At 43.9% G+C, this 23,283-nt stretch carries 29 protein-coding genes and 2 tRNA genes; 17 read left to right on the top strand and 14 right to left on the bottom strand.

From position 1 onward, the window contains the following. Positions 1-44 precede the first annotated feature (44 nt). From SULKU_RS02155 to SULKU_RS02140, 4 genes are all read right to left on the bottom strand, one after another. A complete protein-coding gene (locus SULKU_RS02155; RefSeq protein WP_013459286.1) occupies positions 45-362 on the bottom strand; it encodes a hypothetical protein in 318 nt (105 codons plus the stop codon). Between the two features lie 9 nt (positions 363-371). After that, complete coding sequence (locus tag SULKU_RS02150; protein ID WP_245535157.1) at positions 372-1,451, bottom strand: molybdopterin-dependent oxidoreductase; 1,080 nt, start codon at positions 1,449-1,451, stop codon at positions 372-374. Positions 1,452-1,661: 210 nt separating this feature from the next. Next, on the bottom strand, positions 1,662-2,705 hold the full coding sequence (locus SULKU_RS02145; protein ID WP_013459284.1) for a sensor histidine kinase: 1,044 nt from the start codon (positions 2,703-2,705) through the stop codon (positions 1,662-1,664). Next, complete coding sequence (locus SULKU_RS02140) at positions 2,692-3,327, bottom strand: response regulator transcription factor (protein ID WP_013459283.1); 636 nt, start codon at positions 3,325-3,327, stop codon at positions 2,692-2,694. The genes SULKU_RS02145 and SULKU_RS02140 overlap by 14 nt, the downstream gene beginning before the upstream one ends. A gap of 119 nt (positions 3,328-3,446) precedes the next feature. On the opposite strand from SULKU_RS02140, the gene SULKU_RS02135 reads away from it, so the two are divergent. Next, entirely contained in the window at positions 3,447-3,887 is a 441-nt protein-coding gene (locus SULKU_RS02135) for a hypothetical protein (protein ID WP_013459282.1), read from the top strand. A gap of 19 nt (positions 3,888-3,906) precedes the next feature. After that, complete coding sequence (gene chrA, locus SULKU_RS02130) at positions 3,907-5,055, top strand: chromate efflux transporter (protein WP_013459281.1); 1,149 nt, start codon at positions 3,907-3,909, stop codon at positions 5,053-5,055. Here chrA and SULKU_RS02125 read toward each other — a convergent pair. Continuing rightward, positions 5,052-5,648, bottom strand: coding sequence for a pentapeptide repeat-containing protein (locus SULKU_RS02125; protein ID WP_013459280.1), 597 nt, complete (start codon positions 5,646-5,648; stop codon positions 5,052-5,054). The genes chrA and SULKU_RS02125 overlap by 4 nt on opposite strands. Further along, positions 5,645-6,037 carry a thioredoxin family protein gene (locus tag SULKU_RS02120; protein WP_013459279.1) on the bottom strand — a complete coding sequence of 131 codons (393 nt, stop codon included), beginning with the start codon at positions 6,035-6,037 and terminating at the stop codon, positions 5,645-5,647. Before SULKU_RS02120 ends, SULKU_RS02125 begins: the two co-directional genes overlap by 4 nt. A gap of 191 nt (positions 6,038-6,228) precedes the next feature. Here SULKU_RS02120 and SULKU_RS02115 point away from each other — a divergent pair. The 7 genes from SULKU_RS02115 to SULKU_RS14960 all read left to right on the top strand — a co-directional run bounded on the left by SULKU_RS02115 (position 6,229) and on the right by SULKU_RS14960 (position 9,196). Beyond that, positions 6,229-6,304: transfer RNA gene (locus tag SULKU_RS02115), tRNA-Lys, on the top strand. Between the two features lie 21 nt (positions 6,305-6,325). Continuing rightward, positions 6,326-6,400: transfer RNA gene (locus tag SULKU_RS02110), tRNA-Glu, on the top strand. A 66-nt stretch (positions 6,401-6,466) separates the two neighbouring features. Then, the gene (locus SULKU_RS14965; protein ID WP_013459278.1) at positions 6,467-6,610 is read left to right on the top strand and encodes a hypothetical protein; all 144 of its coding nucleotides are present in this window, start codon (positions 6,467-6,469) and stop codon (positions 6,608-6,610) included. A 7-nt stretch (positions 6,611-6,617) separates the two neighbouring features. Further along, positions 6,618-7,100, top strand: coding sequence for a GNAT family protein (locus SULKU_RS02105; RefSeq protein WP_013459277.1), 483 nt, complete (start codon positions 6,618-6,620; stop codon positions 7,098-7,100). A gap of 18 nt (positions 7,101-7,118) precedes the next feature. Beyond that, positions 7,119-8,567, top strand: coding sequence for a sensor domain-containing diguanylate cyclase (locus SULKU_RS02100; protein WP_013459276.1), 1,449 nt, complete (start codon positions 7,119-7,121; stop codon positions 8,565-8,567). A gap of 158 nt (positions 8,568-8,725) precedes the next feature. Continuing rightward, entirely contained in the window at positions 8,726-8,965 is a 240-nt protein-coding gene (locus SULKU_RS02095; protein WP_013459275.1) for a hypothetical protein, read from the top strand. 75 nt (positions 8,966-9,040) lie between these two features. After that, entirely contained in the window at positions 9,041-9,196 is a 156-nt protein-coding gene (locus SULKU_RS14960; RefSeq protein ID WP_013459274.1) for a hypothetical protein, read from the top strand. Here the strand turns inward: SULKU_RS14960 and SULKU_RS02090 are convergent. Next, entirely contained in the window at positions 9,177-11,150 is a 1,974-nt protein-coding gene (locus SULKU_RS02090; RefSeq protein ID WP_013459273.1) for an EAL domain-containing protein, read from the bottom strand. The two genes, SULKU_RS14960 and SULKU_RS02090, sit on opposite strands and share 20 nt — an antisense overlap. A 160-nt stretch (positions 11,151-11,310) precedes the next feature. Here SULKU_RS02090 and SULKU_RS02085 point away from each other — a divergent pair, with 160 nt between their 5' ends. Next, positions 11,311-12,054: a polysaccharide deacetylase family protein gene (locus tag SULKU_RS02085; RefSeq protein WP_013459272.1), complete on the top strand. Its 744-nt coding sequence runs from the start codon at positions 11,311-11,313 to the stop codon at positions 12,052-12,054. A gap of 49 nt (positions 12,055-12,103) precedes the next feature. Further along, entirely contained in the window at positions 12,104-12,289 is a 186-nt protein-coding gene (locus SULKU_RS02080; protein ID WP_013459271.1) for a hypothetical protein, read from the top strand. Positions 12,290-12,298: 9 nt separating this feature from the next. Here SULKU_RS02080 and SULKU_RS02075 read toward each other — a convergent pair whose 3' ends face one another. After that, positions 12,299-12,571, bottom strand: coding sequence for a metal/formaldehyde-sensitive transcriptional repressor (locus tag SULKU_RS02075; RefSeq protein WP_013459270.1), 273 nt, complete (start codon positions 12,569-12,571; stop codon positions 12,299-12,301). Positions 12,572-12,647: 76 nt separating this feature from the next. Between SULKU_RS02075 and dmeF the strand changes: the two genes are divergently transcribed. The 3 genes from dmeF to SULKU_RS02060 all read left to right on the top strand — a co-directional run bounded on the left by dmeF (position 12,648) and on the right by SULKU_RS02060 (position 15,365). Continuing rightward, positions 12,648-13,574 carry a CDF family Co(II)/Ni(II) efflux transporter DmeF gene (dmeF, locus tag SULKU_RS02070; RefSeq protein ID WP_013459269.1) on the top strand — a complete coding sequence of 309 codons (927 nt, stop codon included), beginning with the start codon at positions 12,648-12,650 and terminating at the stop codon, positions 13,572-13,574. A gap of 93 nt (positions 13,575-13,667) precedes the next feature. Then, positions 13,668-14,732, top strand: a complete 1,065-nt coding sequence (locus SULKU_RS02065; RefSeq protein ID WP_013459268.1) for an SO_0444 family Cu/Zn efflux transporter — start codon at positions 13,668-13,670, stop codon at positions 14,730-14,732. 75 nt (positions 14,733-14,807) lie between these two features. Continuing rightward, entirely contained in the window at positions 14,808-15,365 is a 558-nt protein-coding gene (locus SULKU_RS02060; protein ID WP_013459267.1) for a manganese efflux pump MntP, read from the top strand. On the opposite strand, the gene SULKU_RS02055 is transcribed toward SULKU_RS02060, so the two are convergent. After that, entirely contained in the window at positions 15,366-15,728 is a 363-nt protein-coding gene (locus tag SULKU_RS02055) for a hypothetical protein (RefSeq protein WP_013459266.1), read from the bottom strand. Between the two features lie 62 nt (positions 15,729-15,790). On the opposite strand from SULKU_RS02055, the gene SULKU_RS02050 reads away from it, so the two are divergent. Then, positions 15,791-16,192, top strand: a complete 402-nt coding sequence (locus tag SULKU_RS02050) for a rhodanese-like domain-containing protein (RefSeq protein WP_013459265.1) — start codon at positions 15,791-15,793, stop codon at positions 16,190-16,192. A gap of 99 nt (positions 16,193-16,291) precedes the next feature. On the opposite strand, the gene SULKU_RS02045 is transcribed toward SULKU_RS02050, so the two are convergent. Further along, on the bottom strand, positions 16,292-16,609 hold the full coding sequence (locus SULKU_RS02045; protein WP_172633595.1) for a hypothetical protein: 318 nt from the start codon (positions 16,607-16,609) through the stop codon (positions 16,292-16,294). Positions 16,610-16,700: 91 nt separating this feature from the next. Between SULKU_RS02045 and SULKU_RS02040 the strand changes: the two genes are divergently transcribed. Next, entirely contained in the window at positions 16,701-17,909 is a 1,209-nt protein-coding gene (locus tag SULKU_RS02040; protein ID WP_013459263.1) for a GGDEF domain-containing protein, read from the top strand. Here SULKU_RS02040 and SULKU_RS02035 read toward each other — a convergent pair whose 3' ends face one another. The 4 genes from SULKU_RS02035 to SULKU_RS02020 are packed head-to-tail and all read right to left on the bottom strand — an operon-like array spanning position 17,910 to position 20,900. Then, positions 17,910-18,242, bottom strand: coding sequence for a translation initiation factor (locus tag SULKU_RS02035; RefSeq protein ID WP_013459262.1), 333 nt, complete (start codon positions 18,240-18,242; stop codon positions 17,910-17,912). It lies immediately after the preceding gene. Further along, complete coding sequence (locus SULKU_RS02030) at positions 18,239-18,445, bottom strand: DUF1653 domain-containing protein (protein WP_013459261.1); 207 nt, start codon at positions 18,443-18,445, stop codon at positions 18,239-18,241. Before SULKU_RS02030 ends, SULKU_RS02035 begins: the two co-directional genes overlap by 4 nt. Then, on the bottom strand, positions 18,438-19,271 hold the full coding sequence (locus tag SULKU_RS02025; protein WP_013459260.1) for a DUF5718 family protein: 834 nt from the start codon (positions 19,269-19,271) through the stop codon (positions 18,438-18,440). Before SULKU_RS02025 ends, SULKU_RS02030 begins: the two co-directional genes overlap by 8 nt. Positions 19,272-19,295: 24 nt before the next feature. Further along, positions 19,296-20,900: an ABC-F family ATP-binding cassette domain-containing protein gene (locus SULKU_RS02020; protein ID WP_013459259.1), complete on the bottom strand. Its 1,605-nt coding sequence runs from the start codon at positions 20,898-20,900 to the stop codon at positions 19,296-19,298. A gap of 141 nt (positions 20,901-21,041) precedes the next feature. Here SULKU_RS02020 and SULKU_RS02015 point away from each other — a divergent pair, with 141 nt between their 5' ends. Beyond that, positions 21,042-23,144: a sensor domain-containing protein gene (locus SULKU_RS02015; RefSeq protein WP_013459258.1), complete on the top strand. Its 2,103-nt coding sequence runs from the start codon at positions 21,042-21,044 to the stop codon at positions 23,142-23,144. Positions 23,145-23,283: the final 139 nt, after the last annotated feature.

Raw genomic sequence — 23,283 nt, 5'->3', positions numbered from 1 at the left:
TCAAATAATAAAATATAAATTTTTCATTTGGTAACAATATGAACCTAGTGCCCGGAAACACTATTTTCATAGCCATAATGTTTGACGAGATAATTAATAATCGTTTGCTGCTCTTCTTTACTGATAGGAGCCTTGAACTCATTCACCATTTTTTGGACCGTTCCACTCCAATAGGGACGACTTTTTTTTCCCTGATTGAGGATATATCCCCATGAATGACAAATGAGACAGTATTGCTGTGCCACTTCATCATGGTCTCCTTTTACCATAGGGTAATCGACATAAGGAATCTCTATCGGCTGTGCAACTTGGGCAAAAGAGATAGAAATCAAAAGTGCACTGAGTAAAATAATTTTTTTCATTTGATCCCCTTATACAATCTGAACGCTAACAGAATCAACGGCGTTGTATTGGTACCCTCCGGCATTCCAGCCGATTTCGTGAGGCATCGGTTGTATATTACCGATTCGGTTGATGGCACGCACCATAATTGTATATTCCCCTTTGGTTTTGGGTTCCCACTCATAACTCCACGGGCGAAATGCAAATTTGCCGTGATCTTCACCCAGTTTAGCCGCACTCCAGTTTTTTCCACTATCAAGAGAAATCATTACCTCTTTGATCCCTTTGCCCTGATCGAAGGCAACTCCTGCAATTTTAACGCGAGACCCTTTTTTGATCGCCGTACCTGGTAAAGGATAACCAATGACCGATTTTACTTTCATCGCGGCAATAGGTTTGCGCTTATACTCGAAATCGTTTCCTGAAATAACACATTCACAATCATTATCAGGAACTGTGTAGGCGACATCCATAAAGAAACTTTCTCGATAGGTATCCATGACCATGACCTCTGAGAGCATTTTGACCCAACTATCTGAAAAATGACCCGGTATGACAAGACGAATCGGAAAACCGTTGAGATAAGGCAGGTCTTCACCATTCATCGCATAGGCAACAATAATCTGATCTTCGAGAGCCTCCTCAATCTCCATTTCACGGAAAAAATCGGGAGTTTCATCCATTGCCGGCTTTTCCAACCCGTTCAAGCCAATCCATTTAGCGGAACTCTTAACTCCTGCACGATTGAGGATATCTTTGAGACGTACTCCCCTCCAGATAGCGCATCCCATTGCGTCGTGATCCCATTGGACACCATGAGTAGCTTGTCCGGTAACCGCGTAATATTTACGGCTGTTACCTCCGCATTGGAGGACGGCGGTTACTTCTGCGGGTTCAAATTTGCTTTTCAAATCATCGATGCTCAAAGAAAGAGGTGTAGAAACAGAACCTTTCACTTCGAGACGAAATTCGTTCAGATTGATATAAGTCGGAATATCAGGGAGATGCCAGCGGACGAAAAATTGATTGTTCGGTGTGATAGCTTGGGTGAACAATTCTCGCCCTCTTGCGGAACCTAATAGAGGAGGACGATCTGAGATAGTTTTCATGGGCATTTTTTCCGGAAACGCAATAACAGGAGGGATGAATTCCTCACCTTGAGGAAGTAAATTTTTGGAGGTTTCTTGACCTAAGAGAGTGGATGCACCGAGAATAAGACCTGCACCTAAAAAATCTCTACGATTAATCTTTTTCATATGCTTTTATTGCTCCATCTTATCAATTTAATGGAACTCTAACCAAAAAGCATTAACGAAGTATTAGCGTAAAAAATGTATCGTTACATGCGTACCTATCCCTTTTTGGCTCTCTATCTCTATCGCAATACCGACTCTATCGGCGAGGGTTTTGACGATATGCAGACCCATCCCAAGCCCTCGTTCAGTCTCTTTATAAAAACGGTGAAAAACTTTGTCGAGATGTTTGATTCCGATCCCTGTATCAATGATCTCTATGGAGGTTTGATCGTATCGCACAGTGACCTGACCGTTCGAACGATTGTATTTGCAGGCATTAGAGAGGAGATTATCAACGATTCTCATCAGAATATCTCTGTTAATGGAAATACTCATTTCACGCTCACCTTCAAGCGTTAGTGAAAGGGAGGGATAAAGGGTTTGAAAATAGCGGATTCGTTCGTGTAAAAAAGTATCCAATCGTACCTCATCTTGCTCGATAGGAAGCTGCCGATACAACACTTCGAGATTTTTATATAGCCCTGTAATCGTTTGTCCACTGATGTATATACGGTCAATCTCCTCATCGGTGTATTTGCGTTTTAAAAGCTGGCTATTAAGGAGTATAGACGATACCGGAGTGTTGAGGTCGTGAATAATGTCTTTGAGAAAATTTTCCATCAGAAGCAAAGATCGGCGCATCGGTGTGAGGGTGTAACGGGCGAAAAAAGCTGATAACAGTACGGTTATGAATCCGAGGGAAAGGAACAGCATCCAAATCTTACGCGATTCGGCATCCATGTATTTCAAATATTCTTGATGGGGATAAGTGACCTTGACCATCTCATTATCCGGATTTCTCACCCATGGGAAAAGGGCATACACCTCAGTATCCTTGACAATCAGTTCATGAATCGGCTGATCCTTATCTAGGTTCATGATTGCGTAGGCAAACTCCTCACCTTGCAGCACATAGCTAAACGCATCCATCTCCGTCAATAATTGGAGTTGATAAAACCGCTGCTGTTCCTCATGATAAAGCCATAGTGCTATAGCCCCCATACTAAATAGGGCAACAAAAAAGAGAGAAAACGACTTGATAAACGACTCTTTTTCACGATAGTTCAAGACGGTATCCTACACTGCGAATATTAGCGATCTGAAGATCGAGTTTTTGTTTGAGATGGGCAATATGAACCCGCAAAGCTGCATCCGATGGTTTTTCCATAATCTCATAAAACGACTCTTTGGGTACAGTCCGATCCATATTCTGTACCAACAATGAAAAAACCATCCGTTCAACGGGTGAGAGATCACATTCTAATCCATTGATAAAAACGTGTTGGGTATTGGGTTCAAACGCAATATCCCTATACAAAATGGTTCGATACTTGCGCTTTAGGGCTGCACGTATACGAATCACAAATTCGTCCAGATCAAACGGCTTTTTAATATAGTCATTAGCTCCCGCTTCAAACCCTTGCGATACGGATTGAATATCGCTCAGGGCAGTAATAAAAAAAGTGGGTGTTTCATCTCCCGATTTTCTCAATTCGCGTAATACTTCAAACCCATTAGACTCCGGGACATTCACATCAAATAAATAGAGATCGAACGGATGTTCAAAGGTCAAATCATATGCTTCACGCCCATTAACCGCTTTATAGACTTCGTACCCTTCACTACGTAAAATCGTCATGATCGTTTGAGACAATATCTCATCATCTTCCAAAAGTAAAATACGTCCCATTGATCTCTCTTATACCAAACTATTTCGCCCATTGTACCATTTTACACAAAGCTGCATACTAATACTTCCTTAACGCTTTTGCGATAGAGTTCTTGCAAATATCTTAAAAGGAATCGTTTATGAAACGCATAGGAATATCAGTCCTCATACTCATAGCCCAACTTCACGCAAATGAACCCCAATCGTATACTCCCGGATTAGGAGATATGATGGGAGCGGTACAAATACGGCATGCAAAACTCTGGTTTGCAGGGCAAAATCAAAACTGGAAACTTGCGACTTATGAGCTGGATGAGATCAAGGAGGGGCTAGAAGATGCCGCTGTCTATCATCCGATTTTTAAAGGCAAACCTATTGCTAAAATGATGAAAATCTCAATAGCTCCGGCTCTTGATCAAGTGGAAGAATCCATCAAGCAAAAGAATTCCTCTCAATTTATCAAAGCCTTTGAGACACTTTCAAATGCGTGTACCTCATGTCATAAAAATAGCGGATACGGCTTTATCGTCATTGAACGTCCAAGTACTCCGCCGTTTAGCAATCAACGATTTAAACCCTAATGATTGAAGAGATAGATAGATGAAAATATGGGAGCTATTTTGGCGATTTTTACTCTTGGGACTGGTCAGTTTCGGAGGGCCTGCAGCTCATATCGGCTATTTTCGTACCACTTTTGTCGATAAACTTCGTTGGCTAGATAATGCTTCTTATGCTCGCCTTGTCGCACTCAGCCAGTTTCTCCCAGGCCCCGGATCGAGTCAAGTAGGCTTTGCAATCGGGATAGAACGAGCAGGACTGCTCGGCGGAATCGCGGCATTTATCGGCTTTACCATCCCCTCGTTTATCTTTATGGCTACTCTTGCCATCGTCCCCTTTGAACCGACTCCGATTTTTACGGGGATGATTCATGGTCTCAAGCTTTTTGCCGTGATCGTCGTCGCCGATGCGGTTCTTTCGATGTACCGCTCGTTTTGCACCTCTACCGCAGCTTCCGCTATCGCAATAGCAAGTGCGGCCTCATTGTGGCTGTTTCCCTCGCTTTCGACACAAATGATCCTATTGATCATTTCCGCAGTAATCGGGTTGATGTTCCTCCATATCCCGATAGCAACTTCTGCAGTCCCCATCCGTATTTCGTATATACCGCTGATCCTCTTCCTCGCCCTTTTCATCCTTGTGCCGTTTTTCGTCGATGTGTCGAAATGGATTGCCCTGTTCAACACCTTTTTTCAAAGCGGTGCACTTGTCTTCGGTGGTGGGCACGTTGTCCTTCCTCTTTTGCAGCACGCTTTGGGTGATTCGATCACGACAGAGCGATTTTTGTTTGGCTACGCAGCGGCGCAGGCAGTTCCGGGACCGATGTTCAGCCTAGCAGCATTTTTGGGGACCGATCTCTCCCCCTCTTCGCCTCTATTAGGCGCATTGGTCGCGACACTATCCATCTTTCTCCCCGGCTTTCTGCTCCTGCTTGGGCTCTATCGGGGATGGGAAATCCTCGCTCAACGTCCGCGCATTGCCGCAGTCGCAGCCGGTCTCAATGCCGCCGTAGTCGGCATCCTCCTTGCAGCTTTATATAATCCAGTCTTTACGAGCGGTGTCACCTCCACCATTGATATGGCATTGGTCGTAACGGGATTTTTTTTACTGAGAATGCTAAAAATCCCTGTCGTGGGACTACTCCCGATCTTTGCGCTATCAGGAGTCATAATTTCAGTTAAATTTGTTTAACGGCACGTCACGTTTGCATCCAAAATCGCCTCTTCTTTTTTAGCATGAGCACATTGAGCTTTGGTTAAAACGGTATCACTAAAACGGGTCTGCCATAACAAGGCACGTTTCATTTTGACCGTACGCAGATCGTTTCGGATAAATTTCGCATCCCCCAGCTCCGCATCGGTAAAATCCGTTTTTGAGAAAGATGCATCGGTAAAATCGGCTTTCCAACTTTTAGTCCCCCGAAGATCAGCCGAATTCAAACGGCTTCGATTCAGATGTACCCCTTTAAAATTAGCCCCTCGTGCATGTATACGGGTAAGATCGGCTCTCTCCATCGTCCCTTTCCAAAAAAGGGCATTTTCGGCATTTGCTCCGCTGAGATTGCAATCACTCAAGTCCCCCATTTCAAAAATACTCTCATGCAAATCGGCCTCGCTGAGATCGCTGCCGTGAAAATCGCCGCCGCTAAAATCGTTTTGGCTGAGATCGGCACCCCGCAAATCACATCCGATACACTCTTTATCTTCCAACGCTTTTTTCAAATGAGCCGCATCGTACGCGCTCAACGAAACACCGATCCAAAAAGCCAACCATGCCAATTTCATTTCATTCCCCGGATACGGTGCAGTTCTGCCAAAAACGGCTGAGCCCTTTTGCTTCCGACCACCGTCTCTTTTCTATTTCCCGCTTTGTCGATAAAAAACATCGTCGGTATTCCGAAAAAATCATACCCGTCCGGGAGTTTGTTCTTATGGACATTTTTTTCTATCACTACAAAATGGCGGTTCATATAGTCTTCAACCCCTTTATCGTGAAATACTTTTTGTTTCATATACGCACATTCGGGACAATCATCCGTTGTATAAATCATTAATACTAATTTATTATCCGCACCCATCGACGCGACGGCAGCTTTAAACTGATCGTCATTGTGAATAGAATGGGCTGAAAGGTTCAAAACCATCATACAAATAAGAATTAAAAGTTTTTTCATTCTCCTACCTCATCGGCTCTGTTTATCACAAATAATATCATTTTTACGATTCTTTTTAGACGCCAAAGTGTACCGATATCTTATTCTTCGGACAAAATGTATATTTTTCTCCCAAAACTATTGACAAAAAAGGTACTAACCGCTATAATTCCCGTCCATAAATTGTGCTGGAACAGTTTATTGTTTTTCACGTCTCGTTAGCTCAGCCGGTAGAGCATCTCACTTTTAATGAGGGGGTCGATGGTTCGAATCCATCACGGGACACCACTTTTTTAGCCGCATTATTGTGGCCCCATCATCTAATGGTTAGGATTCCAGATTTTCATTCTGGCCATAGGGGTTCGAATCCCCTTGGGGTCACCACTTCATTTTTAAAAAATCATGTTACAATTTCATACAACTATCTTACTTATCTGTAAGGAAACCATTATGTCATACGTTATACGTGACGGCAAGGTAGAAACTGCCAAACCGATCAAAAATTTAAACGAAGAACAAAAAAAGGTGCTAAAAGTCACCACCGCCAAGCAAGCCGATAAGATCAAAGCGCTCAAAGCGAAGCTCGCCAGTTAATCCGATTGTGATTATCCCTCTTTCATCCGAAACATTATCCGATTTTTTTACATTTTTTGATTTCACTTGCGAATCCGACGCACTGCAAGCATTTATCGGTTTACTCCGCGAAACGGCTTCACACCATCAAAATATCATCCATGCGGGCTATGCCGATCAAACACCCTTCGGATTCGTCTCTCTTAAAATTACCAACGACGTCGATAATATCCCTGGATTATTGATCGAGTTTTTGTATATTAAGCCCGAGTATCGGCAAAAAATGCTCGGAGGCACTCCACGATACAGTTTCTCAATGCTCGATGATGTTATTATGTTAGCGTTTGAATTACAAAAAATCGTGGCGATCAACCATATTTTTCTCATCCCCGTCGATGAAAACAAACGCGCCATGTATCTCGAATACGGATTTGAAAACATCCCAGGATCGGGAAAGAACCCTTTCGAAGATTTTATGGTGTTTAATCTGCTTTCGGAAGAAATAATATAAATATGTTAAAAGAGCCAAATGAAATTCAAAAATAATTTATACATCGTCGTCACCATATCAGTCATGATGATCGTCCTCTCGATCAGTATCTCTCTCATCAATTTTATGGTTTCGCTCCGCTCCACCGAAACCGATCTAAAAACCCGTTCCCTTCCGCTGACGGTGGACAATATCTACACAGAAATTCAAAAACACGTTATCGAACCGAACCTCGTCGCATCGATGATGGCACACGACACGTTTCTCAAAGACTGGCTTATCAAGGATGAACAAAACAGCGATAAAATCACCCGTTACCTCGATACGATCAAAAACAAATACGGGATGTTCGTCGCCTTTTTGGTTTCTGAGAAAACCCAAAGCTATTACACCCAAAACGGTTTTCTCGAACATCTCAGCCCTACCAAATCCGATAATGAGTGGTATTATAAATTCAAGACACTCCAAGAAGATCATGAGATCAATCTCGATTTCAATAATAACCTCGATAATTCGCTGATTATGTTTATCAACCATAAAATCTACGACAGCGATTATCATTTTGTCGGGGCCACCGGGATCGGTTTGAAAATATCATACATCAACGATATGCTCAAACGGTTCCGGCAAGAGTACAATTTTACGGTTCTGTTCGTGAACGAAGAGGGGAAAATTATTTTATCCGAACGGACAGACGCTAAAATCAAAAGCCTTTACGATGCCCCTGAGCTTCGCAATCTTGCGGATCAGATCATTATCAAAGATTCCAAAATCCTCGAATATCAAAAAGACGGCGTAAATTATCTCCTCAAAACCAAATATATCCCCGAACTCGACCTCTACCTCCTGGTCGAGGCAAAGTTGGATGATTTTACCCAAAACGTACGCCGAACGTTTTATCTGAACCTCGCCGCTTCGCTGCTGGTAACCGTAATCATTACATTCATCATCATTATGATGATCCGAGGATACAATGAAAAGCTCGAGTTTATGGCTCGCAACGATGCTCTAACAGGGCTGATGAATAGACATGCTTTCGATGATTCTTTCAATGATTTTCTCCTTCTCTCGCAACGAAACAATGATCCTCTCAGCCTTATCTTTTTCGATATCGACAACTTTAAAACTATCAACGATACGCTCGGCCATCAGGCGGGAGACAACGTGCTTATCCGAATCTCTGAGCTCCTCAAAACCCGTCTGCGCCGTACCGACATCATCGGACGTTGGGGAGGTGAAGAATTTATCATCGGGTTGATTAATACCGATTATAAAAATGCCGAAGTCATTGCCGAAACCCTGCGCAAAGCAATCGAAGAAGACTCCCGTCTCATTCACCTCGCACCGTTTCCTGTAACCGCAAGCTTTGGGGTTGCCACTGTACGCACCGGCGATACGATAGAGACTATCCTGACGCGAGCCGATTCGGCTATGTACCGTGCGAAAGAGCTCGGGAAAAACCGGATTGAAACAGAGTTGGGAACGTAAAACGTCACCTCTCATCTTCCCGATCAAATGCCTCGTATTTGATTACATCTCTACCGATCGGTTGATTACCGAAAGTGTATTCATCCCTTTCAAAAATTCATTAAAAATTCACACTCTTCTTGTAATCTTCTATATCGTGTAAAAACAAGGAGTCGAAAATGTCACTTGAAATAACTGAATGGCAACGGATCCAACATACGTTAAATAATATAGTTAATTTGACATCGATAGAAGCCCTTATCATGGCTCATAAAGCAAAAATAACCGTTAACGAAATGTTAAAATGCCAAACGATCAGTGAACTCAAAAAAATACCTATCGAACATGTCTTTAAAAAGATGGCTCATTTTAAAGAATCCAGTGCATATCTTATCTATAAACAAGAGTTCACATACTAATTAAATCGCATCGTTTGTAGTGTCGCATTTATGCAGTTACGCTACAATAATTCCAAATTTCACAAAAGAGTTCCTATGAAATACATACTGCTTATAGCTACTGTTTTAACGGTATTTTCCGGTTGCTCCGCCACATGGAGCGGAGTTAAAGAGGATACGTCCAAAGCGGCTGATTGGACGAAAGAAAAAGTGAATCAGGGGGCTGCTTACGTCAAGGAGAAGACGGAGTAACCAATTCGGTCGGTTCTCCGAAATAATACCCCTGGGAATAGTCCACTCCCAATTCGTTTATTTTTTCAAAAACGTTTTTGGAATGGACAAATTCCGCCACCGTTTTAATATTCATATTTTTGGCGAAACTGACAATCGATGTCGTAATCATCTGGGAGTTTTTATCGCTGTCGATGTTTTTAATCATCGAACCGTCAATTTTGATGTAATCGACCTTCAGCTTCATAAGATACTCGAAATTTGAATACCCCGTTCCGAAATCGTCGATCGAGATTTTAGCCCCGTATTGTTTGACTTCATTGATAAACTCTAAAACCTGATCGAAATTTTCAATCCCCTCTGATTCAATGATTTCAAATACGATTTGATGCCCGATTCCGGACTCTTCCAACGTTTTTACGATAAAGTGGTTTATCTCTTTGTTTAAAATATCTTCCACCGATATATTGATCGAGACGAAATAGGTCAGGCTCTGGAATTTTTCAAACGTTTTTTGAATCATGATTTTTGTCAACTGATGATAGAGCTTATTTTTCTTGGCAAGCTCTAAAAAATGGACGGGAGCGATGTAGAATCCTTGATCATCCACCATCCGCATCAATGCTTCGTATTTAACGATTACCTGCGTTTTAGTATCGACGATCGGCTGAAACAGCGGAACGATTTTATCCTCTTCGATCGCTTTTTTGAGCCGCTTCGTCCAGTCAAAATTTTTCTCATACTCTTTTGTCATCGCCATCGTATTATCATAAATCAAAAAGTTCTTTTTGGTTTTCTTTGCCAGTTTCAGTGCGATATCCGCATTCACCAGCAGCAGCTCCGAACCGTACGATACCCCGATAGTCGCACTGAGACTCACTTCGCTCCGCTCATCGATGTTAAAACTCTTTTGCGATATTTTCTCACTGATAAGTGCGGCAAAATTCCTAAACTCATTCAAATCCATCCCACTGGTGCAGATATGGGCAAACTCATCCGAATGGAGCCGGTACAACCCCTCTTCTTTGGGCATTATCTCTTTTAAATACTGGGCAAACTCTTTAAGTATCAAATCCCCCGCCGGCTCTCCGTAAAGATCATTAATCTCTTGAAAAGAGTCAATGTTGATAATCATCAAAAAGACACTGTGCCGCTCTTCCAACTTTTCGGTGAGCCTTCTTCGATTCTCCAATCCGGTCAGTGTATCGAAATAAAACTGATGCTCAATCGAATCGAGCATACTATTAAAGACATCCTTAATCGAATCGATCTCTTCGATATTCTCATTCAGCTCTATGCGCTTTCTCATATCCTGAGACGCCGTTATATTCTTGATCAAATTAGAAAAATTCTTAATCGGCTTGATCAAATACTGGTTGAGTTCTATAAATATGGACAAGTAAACAATTATGGAAAAAACAATAATGAAAATAATAAAAAAGTTGATCATATCGGTGAGCGGTACTTTTAAATTCTCAACGGGATACGAGATATCGATGACCCCGAGAACATCTCCGGAACTGGCATTTACGTGGCATTTTAAACAATTCTCTTTGGCGATAACGGGATAGTAGTATTCGATGAGTTCTTTATCCGAAATATTCAGTACTTCTTCACCGCGAATCGCTTTTTTGATCTCTGTATTTGATTCACGGGCAACTTTGTCTTTTTCAATTTCACCGAAAAGATCGGCGACGACTTCACTCCGGTATACATTGACTTTCATATGAGAATCGACTCGGTTAAGCCTGCTGATAATCTCTTCGAGATCGTTTTTATTCCACCCTCTTTGCATAGCGGAATAGAGTGCTTCGAAAACCAGCATACTCGTTTTCTTGGCATCGACATGCGCCAGATTCGTAATTGCGTCTCTTTTCATGTACTCGCCATAGATATAGGTAGCGACAAGCGTGACTAACATCGTTATAAAAATGATTTTAGCCGCAATCTTCGTATAAGTCGTTTTATGGGACACTTTATTATTCCTGCATGCTTTCGCGGTTACGTATTTGACTCAATATAAATGTATCGATGATAACGAACGGGGGGTGAAAGATATCTTAAAGGCTGATTTTTGCTAAATTTGCCTTTGAAAGATACGCTACAATTTCATCCTCAACGCAAAGGTACCATGAATGATTAAAAAACTCGTTATCCTTCTGCTTACAACCGTACTTTCCCTCACGGCAGACGAACCGGTGCAATGGGGTGAAAACGTGACCGGTGTTGTTACGACATTTAAAACCTCTCAAAAAGAAGTCGCCCTTACCTTCGACGCATGCGGAGGCAGTGCCAAAAGTTCGCAATTTGATGCCGGACTGATCGACTTTCTGATTGAAAACCGTATTCCGGCGACATTATTCATCAATTCCCGCTGGATACAAAGCAATCCGGAAACGTTCATGTATTTAGCGGCTAATCCCCTCTTCGAGATTGCCAATCACGGAACCGCTCACCGTCCCCTTTCCGTCAGCGGCAAAAGTATTTATAATATCCCCGGCACCGCTTCCCCCGAAGAGGTTAAGCACGAAATCAACGGCAACGGAGATTTGATCGAAAAACTGACCGGCAGACGGCCAAAATTTTTCCGCTCAGGCACCGCCTATTATGATGAGCTCTCTGTCGCTATCGCCCGCCAAAACGGTGTAGAGATTGCGGGATTCAGCATTTTAGGCGATGCGGGGGCAACCTTTAGCGCTCCCAAAGTGGTCCAGCAAATAGAAAGTGCCCGCAGCGGCGATATCCTCATTTTTCACATGAACCATCCGGAAGGGGGGACGCGAGAAGGGATTATGGAAGGGGTTGTCAAACTCAAAGCACAAGGATATAGTTTCGTCCGTCTCAGTGATGTTAAAGAGCGTCTTAATCACTTCCCCTGAAGCAATCGGTGTTATACTCAGCTATCGGAATCTATTTAGGAGGTGACGAATGTGTCTTATAATAACGTTTGCTTTTATCGTAGCGACCTTCTCTTTTTTTTCTCAGGGGCTTATACCGCATGCAATTATCAGCGGTCTTCTCGCCTCCGTTTCCCTTTTCTTTTTTATCCGTAAACTCATTTTTAACGGACGTTGCATATTCGGTAAAGATACCGATTGCAATACCCCGAAATAATCTATGAACTTATTTTAAATACGAGCGAATCACGCTCACCAGCTTTTCCAAGTCTTCATTGCGCTGCTGTTCCGGAACATCCGGGCTGAGATGCTCGCGTATATATCCTTCCATAACCTCACTCATCAAACCGTTGATTGCCCCTCGAATCGCGGCAATCTGCTGAAGCACCGCCGAGCACTCTTTTTCATCGTCCAATGCCCTCTCCAATGCTTCTGCCTGCCCTTTTATCCGCCGGACCCGTGTCAATAACTGTTTCTTAGAATGGATCGTATGCGCCATGGTGTTCTCTTTGTTTTAATCTCAATTAAGTATACTGGGGTATAGTATCATAATTTAATTTAAGGATACGTTTCCTATGAGCACTTCTGCCGAAAAATGGTATCACTCTCACATCTTTGACGAAGGCAATCCCCTTGCTGAGCGAAACACCCGTATAGCCGTCGCGCTAACCGCTTTTATGATGGTAGCCGAGATCATCGGCGGATGGGCTTATAACTCTATGGCCCTTCTGGCTGACGGCTGGCACATGGGAACCCATGCATTGGCACTCGGATTATCGGTGATGGCCTACGGTGCCGCACGTCGATATGAAAATGACAAGCGTTTTGCATTCGGTACATGGAAAATAGAAGTTCTGGGAGGTTATACCAGTGCCATTTTCCTTGTCGGCGTGGCTGCACTTATGTTCTATGAATCAGCGCAGAGGCTTATTTCACCGACGCCGATCCATTACGGCGAAGCGATCCAAATCGCCGTCATCGGTTTGGTAGTCAATCTGATATGCGCATGGCTTCTTAAAGACGGGCACCATCATGATCATGATCACCACCACGGCCACGATCATAGTCATGATCATCATCACGATTTGAATCTCCGCTCAGCCTATATGCACGTTATTGCAGACGCCGCTACTTCGGTTCTTGCCATTATCGCACTCTTCTGCGGGATGTTATGGGGTGCTGCCTGGCTCGATCCGATCATGGGGATCGTGGGAGCCGGTTTGGTTGCGGTTTGGGCATACGGGCTGCTGCGCGACTCGGGACGCATTTTGCTCGATGCCGAAATGGATGCGCCCGTGGTGGATGAAATCTATGACGTCATTGAAGCAAGCCCTATCAAAGCAACCATTACCGATTTGCATGTATGGCGTGTCGGAAAAGGGAAATACTCCTGTATCCTCTCATTGCATACGACCGAAGAGGTTTCCCCCGATTTTTTCAAACAACAGCTGAGCATTCATGAGGAGCTGGTTCACATTACGGTGGAAGTGAACCAAGCATAAGTTTATCCGCTTCAATTATTCTATCAGAAAGACTTAAGGGGAAGTAACTACAATTTCGATAATAGTTATTGTTTTTAATATTAGGCGGAATCCGTGAATTTGATTTGGGAAGCATTTTGGGACTTAAGTGTTGCTATGGGCATTTATATCCTTTTTGGTTTATTGGCCGCAGGGGTACTGCATCAGCTGATCCGTGAAGAGTGGATCCAAAAACATTTGGGTTCCGACACGCACGGATCGGTCTATAAAGCAGCTCTGTTCGGAACACCTCTCCCCTTGTGCTCCTGCAGTGTCATCCCTTTTGCGGCATCACTGCGACGTAACGGCGCTTCCAAAGGCGCTACGCTGTCTTTTTTGATCTCGACTCCAATCACGGGAATCGATTCGATACTTGCAACCTTCGGGATGTTCGGATGGGTATTTACTTTTTACCGTGTTTTCACCTCGGTTATCCTAGCGATTACTGCCGGAATGCTGATGAATATCTTTGACCCCAAAGAAGTTGCCAAAAAAGGGGTTGCTTTTTCGGCAACCCCTCCGAATGCTCCTTCTCCCATTATCCAATCGGCTAAAGAAGAAAAGAAACCGCCGTTTTCGGTCTCGGGCGTTTTTCAGTACGGTCTGGTAACACTTCTGGGAAGCTTTAGCAAGCCCCTCTTATTTGGGCTATTGCTCGGTGCCTTTATCACAGCGGCAATCCCCTCCAATCTTCAGGAACTCTTTAATGACAACCGTATTTTAGGCTACCTGCTGGCCGTTGCGATCGCCGCACCCATGTATGTATGCGCTACCGAATCACTTCCGATAGCCGCTTCACTCATCATAGCCGGAGTTTCTCCGGGAGCCGCATTTATCTTCCTCAGTGCAGGACCGGCAACCAACACCGTAACGATGGGGGCAGTTAAATCGATGCTCGGAACGCGTGCATTGGTGATTTATCTCTCCGTCATTGCCATCGGAAGTATTACATTCGGTGCATTAGTCGATATTGTATTTGACACCCTCTCAATTAACATGGGTATAAACCTGCATGAACACCGCGGAATAGTCGAAGAAGCTGCTGCAGTGCTCATGCTTGGGCTTATCGGATGGCACCTCATCCGTGGATTATTTCAACAAAAAGAAAAGGGGTGTAACGGCGGTTCATGCTGCTCCTAAAGCGCATAATCACCAAACCCCTCTCTAGCACTACTTTGTCCGCTATAATTGCGCAATTATTTTTCAGGACTCACTATGAACGAAACTCTTCTTATCCTCGCCGTAGCATTGGCGATGGATTCCGTAGCCGTATCGATTGCCATCGGTTCAAAGTACAAAAGACTGCTCCTCTCTAAAGTGCTTTTCGTTGCCGCCGTTTTTGGATTTTTTCAGGGAATTATGCCTTTGGCAGGATATTTTATCGGAATCAGTTTTGCGCAATACGTCCAAGACTATGATCACTGGATCGCTTTTGCACTCCTCACGGCACTCGGGGGGAAAATGCTCTACGAAGCCTACAAAAACGAATTTGACGAAGAGGTCACCGATCTTTCAACCAAGACACTTATCACTCTAGGGATTGCTACAAGTATCGATGCCATGGCGATCGGTGTGACGTTTGCCTTTTTGCAAACCGATATTTATACCGCAGCGGGCGTCATCGCTTTGGTCACATTCCTATTGTGTATAGCGGCGGTGTATATCGGGAAAAAACTGGGATCGCTTCTGGAAAGCAAAGCGGAGATGCTCGGCGGGTTAATTTTAATCGGATTAGGCTTTAAAATCTTATTAGAGCATTTAGGAGTAATTTAATCACCATCCGTCCGTTGTGTGATTATCATGTTTTGATTTTTTGTATCGGCGGGCATTGATCCGTTTTTCAAGCTGATTTTGGGCGTAAAACAGCTCCTCTTTGATCGTCTCGATATCATTCTCGCTTGCCCTGAAATCAAGGATTTTTTGCCCCAAAGCTTCGAGTTCGGTGTATTCGTCTTTATAGAGTTTCACCGCTTCGTTTTTTTCCAAAAAACGGAAATTCATATCCACTTTTTGATCATACTGCTCTTTTGTCGGGCTCTGCGCTTTTGAAAGCCACGAGATAATCCCGCTGATAAAGCGGCCGAGCAAACGGATATAGCGAAGCCGTTTTGAATTTTCCTCTTTAGATGCGTTCATAAGCCCTCATATTAATCATTCATCGATACAATACCGCAATTATACCCTTAAGAGGATTTAGTATGCGAATTTTGCTTATTGCCCTATTGTTATCCGCTACCGCTTTGATGGCCGATTATAGTCATCAGCCGATCGATCAAAAGCTGATCGATTCCAAAATCAAAATCATCGATATCCGCACTCCAAATGAATGGAAAACAACCGGAGTAGTAAAAGGCTCGCTTCCGATCATGTTTTTTGATGAAAACGGGAATTACGACATGAACGGTTTTTTAGCGGAACTGAACACAAAAGTCAAAAAAAATGAACGCTTCGCACTCATCTGTAACAGCGGCAACCGCAGCAAAGTACTCGGTACCTATCTGGGCAAACAGCTTGGCTATAACGTTATCGATTTAGACGGGGGAATCCAGTACGCCATCGCTAAAAAAATGCCTCTTGAGCCTTATCAACCGAAAAAGTAAATGGGACGTTTCCTTTTTTTTCTTTTTACGCGAGTCGCATTAATATTTGGGGCAATCGCGTTGATTGCCTATGCCCTTGCGCGCGGTTTATATTGGCTATTAACGTAAGAACTCCAGCAAATCGATATACTCTTTTTCGATAACACCGAGATTTTCCAACATCCGGATCTCATCAACGCCCGGATTTTCACTCAAAAACTCCCGTCTCCATTGAATGTTATCCTGAAGTTCGGAGAGTCCTGTCGAGAGATATTCGATCATCGCCTCGATATCGGCGCCCCGAACCGCACCTTCGGTATCGGCTTTGTAAAACAACAGCGCATAGTCTCCCGTTTCATGTGAAAAACGAAAATCTTCGGCAATATTATGTATAATCGTCTTGATCCTCTCATCTTTTATGAGTCGTTTTGCCATCATTTCCCTCCCGTTTAAAGTCCCTTATTGTAATCGCTTTTGGTATAGGAGTTGCTTAGTTCTATTATCCAATGAATAAAGATTAATCAAAACAGTGAAAGCACTCAAACTCAAAACAAAGCTACTTTATTTGTTATTGCTTGTAGGATTCGGCCTTGTAGTCATCGGGCTAATCGGTTATATCAATATTCAAAACATCAAACGAAATATGGATACTCTCTATTTCGGCTCTCTCATCCCGTTAAATGAACTTAATACCATTACGGCAACCTATCATAATGATCTCGGCTCATCCGTCTACCGATGGAGTCATCAGCTCCTGAGCGACGAACAGGCGGCAACCAACATTTTACAAGGGCTGGACCGAATCAATCATTTATGGACGTCTTATCTTTCCCATGACAAACATCCCGAAGAGATGGCTTATATCAATTATACAGAAGCACAGATTCGAAGCATCGAAAACTATTTCATGCAAGTGCATTCTACCGTTAGCGATCCAAGCCGTTCACACCCAATCTCTCTAATGACTATGGATGAAAATATCCAATCGATACAAAAAACTATAGCTCAACTTATTACCTATGAATATGAAAACGCTAAGTACGAGCATGCAATGCTATTAGCGCAATATGAAAATGCACTGATGCAGCTCATTCTCTTTTTAGGGGTAATTCTCGCGCTGGTTATGGGATTGGCATGGGTTATTTTTTCCCGTATTGAAATACAGCAGCAGCAACTGATTGCTTCCAGTGAAACCCTCAAACACCTTAATCTGAAACTTGAACAGGCATCCTATACCGATTCACTGACCTCATTGTTTAATCGCCGCTATTTTAATATTGTGTATGATAGGGAATTTAAACGGGCATTACGCTCCAATAAGCCTTTTGTTTTCATGATGCTCGATATCGATTTTTTCAAACAATATAACGATACCTACGGTCATATACAAGGGGATGTCGCCCTTCAGACGGTTGCTAAAATACTCAAAAGCACCTTACAGCGTCCGGGTGATTATCCGTTTCGTTTGGGAGGGGAAGAGTTCGGTATTATCTTGTGCGATATCGATTGCAAAAATGCCCATATCATGGGGGAAAAAGTGCGTGCAGCCATTGATAGCCTGAAAATCGAGCACAAGGGGTCCAAAATTTTACCTACCCTGAGCGTATCGATCGGCGGAATCTGCATTACCCCAACCCTCGATATGAGTGACGATGCCCTGATTCACGCAGCGGATACCAACCTCTATGCGGCAAAAGAGCGGGGACGAAATCAAGTGGTTTTTGGAAATAAGTTGTAATTATTTTTTGAATTTAAAGGTGAGTTTTTCGAGCGCTTCACGCACTTTTGAGGAAATATCCCCTTGAAATTCCATCCACCCCTCTTTGTATGCTCCGCCGCAGGCCAGCGACTTTTTTAGGGATGAGAGCGTTTTTTGCGCTTCTGCTTCGTCCAGACTGAAAGGGCCTACCAGTGTGACAATTTTCCCGCGACGTTTCTCTTTTTGAAAAACGAGGCGGTGTGCGGAAGGATCAAGAAGGGCAAGTACTTTTGAGGTTTTTTCCTCTTCCATACTCCACCCTTCGCCCCACGAAGCTCCCAAATCGAGAGAGAGTTTCGTTCCGCGGCTCATTTTACCTCTCCGCTGTAGGTAAAACGCTTTGTACCGTTGGGAAGTATTTCGTCAAACATCTCAAGAGGGCGTACCCAAAGCCCCTGCTCTCCGTAAAGGGGGCGATAGACAACGAGAAGTTCCTCGGTTTCGGAGTGTTTCGCCACCCCTATTACTTCATAATACTTCCCTTTATAATGACGGTAAAGGCCGCTTTTAACCACGTACTACCTTCTGGATAAGGGCGCTTATCCCCTCGCCTTCCAAAGCACCCCGATTGGCCATCGAGAGGATCGGATTCATGCAATACTTGTCATTATCGTAAACTACGACAATGACCTCATCTCCGTCTTGGAGAAAATTGGTCTCGCCGAAATGGGTATAGCGGGTCGCACCGATACTGATGATCGCCTGCGCAGGAGATCCCGCCTCCATCAGATAGTTTTTGATAGGTTCCAAGGGGCCAAAATCTTCTTGTGTGTTGAGTTGATTTTTAAGCCACTCGATAAGTTTTCCGTGAAAATAGCTATAGCCTGTAAGCTCCACGTCTTCGCCGTAGCGCATCATCATCCCTTCACGGCGAACAAACGAGGCGATTCGATACCTATCCATAATCCCGCCTTGTTCAAACGAATCAATCGGAATCAATGTACGAGAGAGCCCTTTGGTTCCTTCACCCCAATTCTTCTTATGGCTTATTTTCGCCGCTCCCTCTTTGCGGAGGGAACAATCGTTATAGGCACCGAAAAATTTCGGAGTGATGGCACTCACGTTGCCTTCCGCATCGTACGTAAGCTCACAGATAAGAGCCACTTCGGGTTCGGGCTGAACATTGCATGCCTCTTTCGGAAGTATGATCGTATCGCAACTGAGCGGATAGACACCGAGCTGCCCCTCACGTCCGGGAATATAAAAAGGGAACACCCCTTTGGGACCGTTCGGGTCTTCGCTCACGACATCTTTGAAATCGGCACTCTCGCCCGCTTGTTCGAGATGGAGAGCAAAATTGCCCGCAACACCGAGTCCGACAAAGTTCTTATAGCTGTCCATCAAAACCTCCCCACTCCGTAATTATTATAAACTTCCGCTCGCTTTTGCTTCGGCAAACTCTTCATACGTCCCTTTGAAGTCGATATAGCTTCCATCCGCATGAAGCTCGATGATACGTCCCGCAAACGCATCGAGAAGCTCACGGTCATGGCTCACACAGATAACGTTACCCTCAAATTCGTACAACGCTTCACCCAGAGCGATAATCGCTTCAAGATCGAGGTGGTTGGTAGGTTCGTCCAGTACGAGGAAATTCCCCCCCTCTAGCATCATTTTAGAGAGCATCATGCGGTGTTTTTCTCCCCCGCTGATCTTCTCGATACTTTTTTCCTGCTGTTCGCCGTTGAAAAGCATTCGTCCCAAACAGTTGCGAATTTCGCTGATTTCCCGTTTCGGATCAAACGCACGAAGCCAGTCATACAGTGTTTCGGTCCCTTTGATACGGTCAGCGGTATCTTGAGGGAAATAAGTTGGCTCGATCGTAGCCCCCCATTTTACGCTTCCGCTGGTCGGTTTGATCTCTTCCATAATAATTTTTAGGAGAGTTGATTTACCGACACCGTTGCCTCCGATTACGGCAATTTTTTCGCCCGGAACGATTTTTAGGTTGATATCGTGCAATACGTTCAAATCACCGTAGCTATGAGACACATCGATCACATCGAGCGCTTCATCACCCATTTGGCGTTTCGCTTTGAAAACGATACTCGGATCACGGCGAGAAGATGGCTTAATATCGTCAATGGTGAGTTTGTCGAGCTGTTTCTGACGGGAAGTCGCCTGTTTAGCTTTCGAGGCGTTCGCCGAGAAGCGGCGGACGAATGCTTCAAGCTGCTCTTTCTCTTTGAGTTTTTTGTCCCGCTCCAACTGTGCCTGATTTGCCATAACGGTTGATGCCAGGTACCAGTCATCGTAGTTTCCGGTGAATTCGCGGATTTTCTGGAAATCGACGTCGAGGATATTGGTTACGACGGCATTGATAAAGTGACGGTCATGCGAGATAACGACCATCGTCCCCTCGTGGCGCTGAAGCTCATGTTCCAACCATCCGATCGTATCGATATCGAGGTTATTGGTAGGCTCATCGAGGAACAGAACGTCCGGTTTCGGATAGAGTACCTGAGCAAGAAGTACTTTAAATTTTTCCGATGACGGAAGTGTCGACATCAAATCGTGATGATGTTCGGCAGGGATGCCGACATTTTCAAGGATTTTAGCAATCTGAACGTCATATTCATAGGTCGGGTCCTCTTCGACGCAGATCATCTCCAAATCAGCAAGACGGTTGTTCACCGCTTCATCTTCAAAATCGCCCGTTGCGTACAGATGTTCTTTCTCTTTGATCGCGTCGTAGAGACGTTTATTCCCCCACAATACCGCGTCGGCAATCGTGAAATCTTCAAACGCGAACTGATTTTGTCCGAGCACTCCCACTTTGAGTCCCGGTTCGATGGAGATATCCCCCTCGTACTCTTTGATCTCGCCGCTGAGAATTTTCAAAAAAGTTGTTTTTCCGGCGCCGTTTGCACCGATAAGCCCGTAGCGTTTATTACGGTCGAGTTTAAGGTTAATTCCCTCAAATAAAACCCGGCTTCCGAAGCGCATTGTTAATTTTGTAACTTGTACCATTTTAAAACTCTTTACATACTAAAATTTCGCGATTATATCCAAATTCCTATTATCCTCTCCTAATGTACTTAAAGAAGAATCTTTTAATCTATAACAAATTACAATACTACCATCACAAAATAATCACTTTCTTAGGATTTCATGCAGACAGAAGCCCCGCTCTATGATGTTTTAAACTATCTCCCCGACGGGATCATTATGCTTGATGAACGAGGTGTTATTCTTTTTGCCAACGACGCTTTTTCTGAAATGGTAGGCTATAAAAGCGACCTGTTATTAGGGCTTAATATGCTGAGCCTTTTAGCGGATATTACAGTCTTTACCGAGTGTATAGCCAAAGTAATGAAGGAGGGGCAGTCCCTCGATGCCGAAACCGATTTTCTCCATCGCGACGGACATATCGTCCAAGCGGTAAAAAGCGTTCGGATGATCCGTCATAATGACCATACCCGTTTTTTTGTCAATGTCAGAAACCTTACCGATCTTATTCAGTTCAACAAAGAACTCCGGGCTTCCAAAGAGCTTATCGAGTTACAGGCTGCGGAACTCTCGTTTCTGCTGAATTCCAAACATCAGGAAATTGAAGATATCCTCAGCAGTATCGATGAAGTGATCTGGTATATCCATAACCAAACACTTTCGCTGCAATATGTAAATAAAGCCGTTGAAACAATTTTCGGTTTTACAAAAGAGACTTTTTTATCCGACACGACCCTCTGGCAACAGCAGATTCATCCTGAAGATCGCTCCCTGGTTCAAATGTTTTTTGAAACACTCGCCCCCGGACAATCGCAGGAGATACGGTTCCGTATTCTTCATTGCGACGGTGAAGTACGATGGCTCAACAGCCGGATCCATAATCATCCGAAACTAAACCTTTTTATCGGAATCACAAGCGATATTACCTGTTCTAAAGCCCAAAGCGAAGAGATCGCTTTTTTAGCCTATCATGACCCGCTTACCCATCTGCCGAACAGAGCAAAACTCAAACTGCAGTTGGAAAACCGTTTCGAACACGCTCCGAATTCCCCCTTTGCGTTGATGTTTTTAGACTTGGATAATTTTAAAAACATCAACGATACGATGGGACATAAAATCGGCGATAAAATTCTGATCGAAGTGAGCCGCCGTATTCGTGAAACGGTAGGGAAATACGATTTTTATGCCCGTTTCGGAGGAGATGAATTTGTTATTTTGCTCCAAGATGCCGATAGCGCGTCGATTGACCTTACCGCTCAAAAGCTGATTCAGGTTTTTAAAGAGCCCTGTACGCTAAACGAGACCGAATTCTTCCTCTCCGCCTCCATCGGTATCGTCCTTTATCCGGATGATGCCCTCAACGGCGATGACTTGATCAAACACGCTGATACCGCAATGTATGAAGCGAAAAAGAAAGGGAAAAACCAATTCGCGTATTACCACACTTCGATGGAGCGGGCGATTCACCATTTCATGTACATTGAATCGTTGATACGCGAGGGGCTGACCCAAAACCTTTTTGAGCTCTATTTTCAACCGCTGATCGATTCCAAGACACTCCGGATGGAAGGGTATGAAGCCCTTTTACGACTCAAGCATCCGCACAAAGGGTTTATCCCTCCGGACACTATTATACCTGTGGCCGAAGCAAACGGGGACATCCATCTTATCGGGGATAAAGTACTTTCCCAGGCCTGCGATTTTATCGATGCTCTGCGGGCTTTGCAGGACGAACCGTTTTTCGTTGCTATTAACGTTTCGGCAAAGCAGCTTCAACGCAATAAATTTGTTCAGGAATTATTCGATTATCTGGCCCTTCGTTCAATTCCCTCTTCCTATCTAAAAGTGGAAGTCACGGAAAGCACTGTTATGGAAAACATTGCCGTTGTCAGTCAGCAGCTTTCACAACTGAAAGCCGGCGGGATACGGATTTCACTGGACGATTTCGGCACCGGATACTCTTCGTTTGCCTATTTGGCACAACTTCCCATTGATACCCTTAAAATCGACAAGTCCTTCATTTTAGCCCTCTTCAAAGACAACTCCAACCGCCATATTGTCGAAGCGATATCAAATCTCGCCCATGCCTTAGGGATGAATGTCACAGCTGAGGGGGTCGAAGAGGCTCAGCATTATGACTTTTTACTTGAAAACAATATCGATACGCTTCAAGGCTACCATCTCTGCCGTCCTCTTCCGAAAGATGAAATCCTCAACAATATGCAAAAAATACTCCCTGTTTTGCGAGAATACACGAGGCAGTAGCCTTCTTTGTAAAGATTTGGAAAAGGTATCATACTAATCACGAAAATACAATTATTTTTAACATTCCCATAAGATTTGAATGGATAAAATGGTTATAAGGATTATGCTGGTTATAGTTCGATTTTTTCACGGAGTACAA

It is taken from the genome of Sulfuricurvum kujiense DSM 16994 (assembly GCF_000183725.1).
Taxonomy (GTDB): Bacteria; Campylobacterota; Campylobacteria; order Campylobacterales; family Sulfurimonadaceae; genus Sulfuricurvum; species Sulfuricurvum kujiense.
This window is presented reverse-complemented; position numbering and strand designations above follow the sequence as displayed.

Excerpts from the sequence above, each read along its gene's own strand:
- SULKU_RS02155 (WP_013459286.1), bottom strand. The coding sequence starts at position 362 with ATGAAAAAAATTATTTTACTCAGTGCACTTTTGATTTCTATCTCTTTT.
- SULKU_RS02150 (WP_245535157.1), bottom strand. The coding sequence starts at position 1,451 with ATGAAAACTATCTCAGATCGTCCTCCTCTATTAGGTTCCGCAAGAGGG.
- SULKU_RS02140 (WP_013459283.1), bottom strand. The coding sequence starts at position 3,327 with ATGGGACGTATTTTACTTTTGGAAGATGATGAGATATTGTCTCAAACG.
- SULKU_RS02135 (WP_013459282.1), top strand. The coding sequence starts at position 3,447 with ATGAAACGCATAGGAATATCAGTCCTCATACTCATAGCCCAACTTCAC.
- chrA (WP_013459281.1), top strand. The coding sequence starts at position 3,907 with ATGAAAATATGGGAGCTATTTTGGCGATTTTTACTCTTGGGACTGGTC.
- SULKU_RS02125 (WP_013459280.1), bottom strand. The coding sequence starts at position 5,648 with ATGAAATTGGCATGGTTGGCTTTTTGGATCGGTGTTTCGTTGAGCGCG.
- SULKU_RS02120 (WP_013459279.1), bottom strand. The coding sequence starts at position 6,037 with ATGAAAAAACTTTTAATTCTTATTTGTATGATGGTTTTGAACCTTTCA.
- SULKU_RS14965 (WP_013459278.1), top strand. The coding sequence starts at position 6,467 with ATGTCATACGTTATACGTGACGGCAAGGTAGAAACTGCCAAACCGATC.
- SULKU_RS02100 (WP_013459276.1), top strand. The coding sequence starts at position 7,119 with ATGAAATTCAAAAATAATTTATACATCGTCGTCACCATATCAGTCATG.
- SULKU_RS02095 (WP_013459275.1), top strand. The coding sequence starts at position 8,726 with ATGTCACTTGAAATAACTGAATGGCAACGGATCCAACATACGTTAAAT.
- SULKU_RS14960 (WP_013459274.1), top strand. The coding sequence starts at position 9,041 with ATGAAATACATACTGCTTATAGCTACTGTTTTAACGGTATTTTCCGGT.
- SULKU_RS02085 (WP_013459272.1), top strand. The coding sequence starts at position 11,311 with ATGATTAAAAAACTCGTTATCCTTCTGCTTACAACCGTACTTTCCCTC.
- SULKU_RS02080 (WP_013459271.1), top strand. The coding sequence starts at position 12,104 with ATGTGTCTTATAATAACGTTTGCTTTTATCGTAGCGACCTTCTCTTTT.
- SULKU_RS02075 (WP_013459270.1), bottom strand. The coding sequence starts at position 12,571 with ATGGCGCATACGATCCATTCTAAGAAACAGTTATTGACACGGGTCCGG.
- dmeF (WP_013459269.1), top strand. The coding sequence starts at position 12,648 with ATGAGCACTTCTGCCGAAAAATGGTATCACTCTCACATCTTTGACGAA.
- SULKU_RS02060 (WP_013459267.1), top strand. The coding sequence starts at position 14,808 with ATGAACGAAACTCTTCTTATCCTCGCCGTAGCATTGGCGATGGATTCC.
- SULKU_RS02055 (WP_013459266.1), bottom strand. The coding sequence starts at position 15,728 with ATGAACGCATCTAAAGAGGAAAATTCAAAACGGCTTCGCTATATCCGT.
- SULKU_RS02050 (WP_013459265.1), top strand. The coding sequence starts at position 15,791 with ATGCGAATTTTGCTTATTGCCCTATTGTTATCCGCTACCGCTTTGATG.
- SULKU_RS02045 (WP_172633595.1), bottom strand. The coding sequence starts at position 16,609 with ATGATGGCAAAACGACTCATAAAAGATGAGAGGATCAAGACGATTATA.
- SULKU_RS02035 (WP_013459262.1), bottom strand. The coding sequence starts at position 18,242 with ATGAGCCGCGGAACGAAACTCTCTCTCGATTTGGGAGCTTCGTGGGGC.
- SULKU_RS02025 (WP_013459260.1), bottom strand. The coding sequence starts at position 19,271 with ATGGACAGCTATAAGAACTTTGTCGGACTCGGTGTTGCGGGCAATTTT.
- SULKU_RS02020 (WP_013459259.1), bottom strand. The coding sequence starts at position 20,900 with ATGGTACAAGTTACAAAATTAACAATGCGCTTCGGAAGCCGGGTTTTA.
- SULKU_RS02015 (WP_013459258.1), top strand. The coding sequence starts at position 21,042 with ATGCAGACAGAAGCCCCGCTCTATGATGTTTTAAACTATCTCCCCGAC.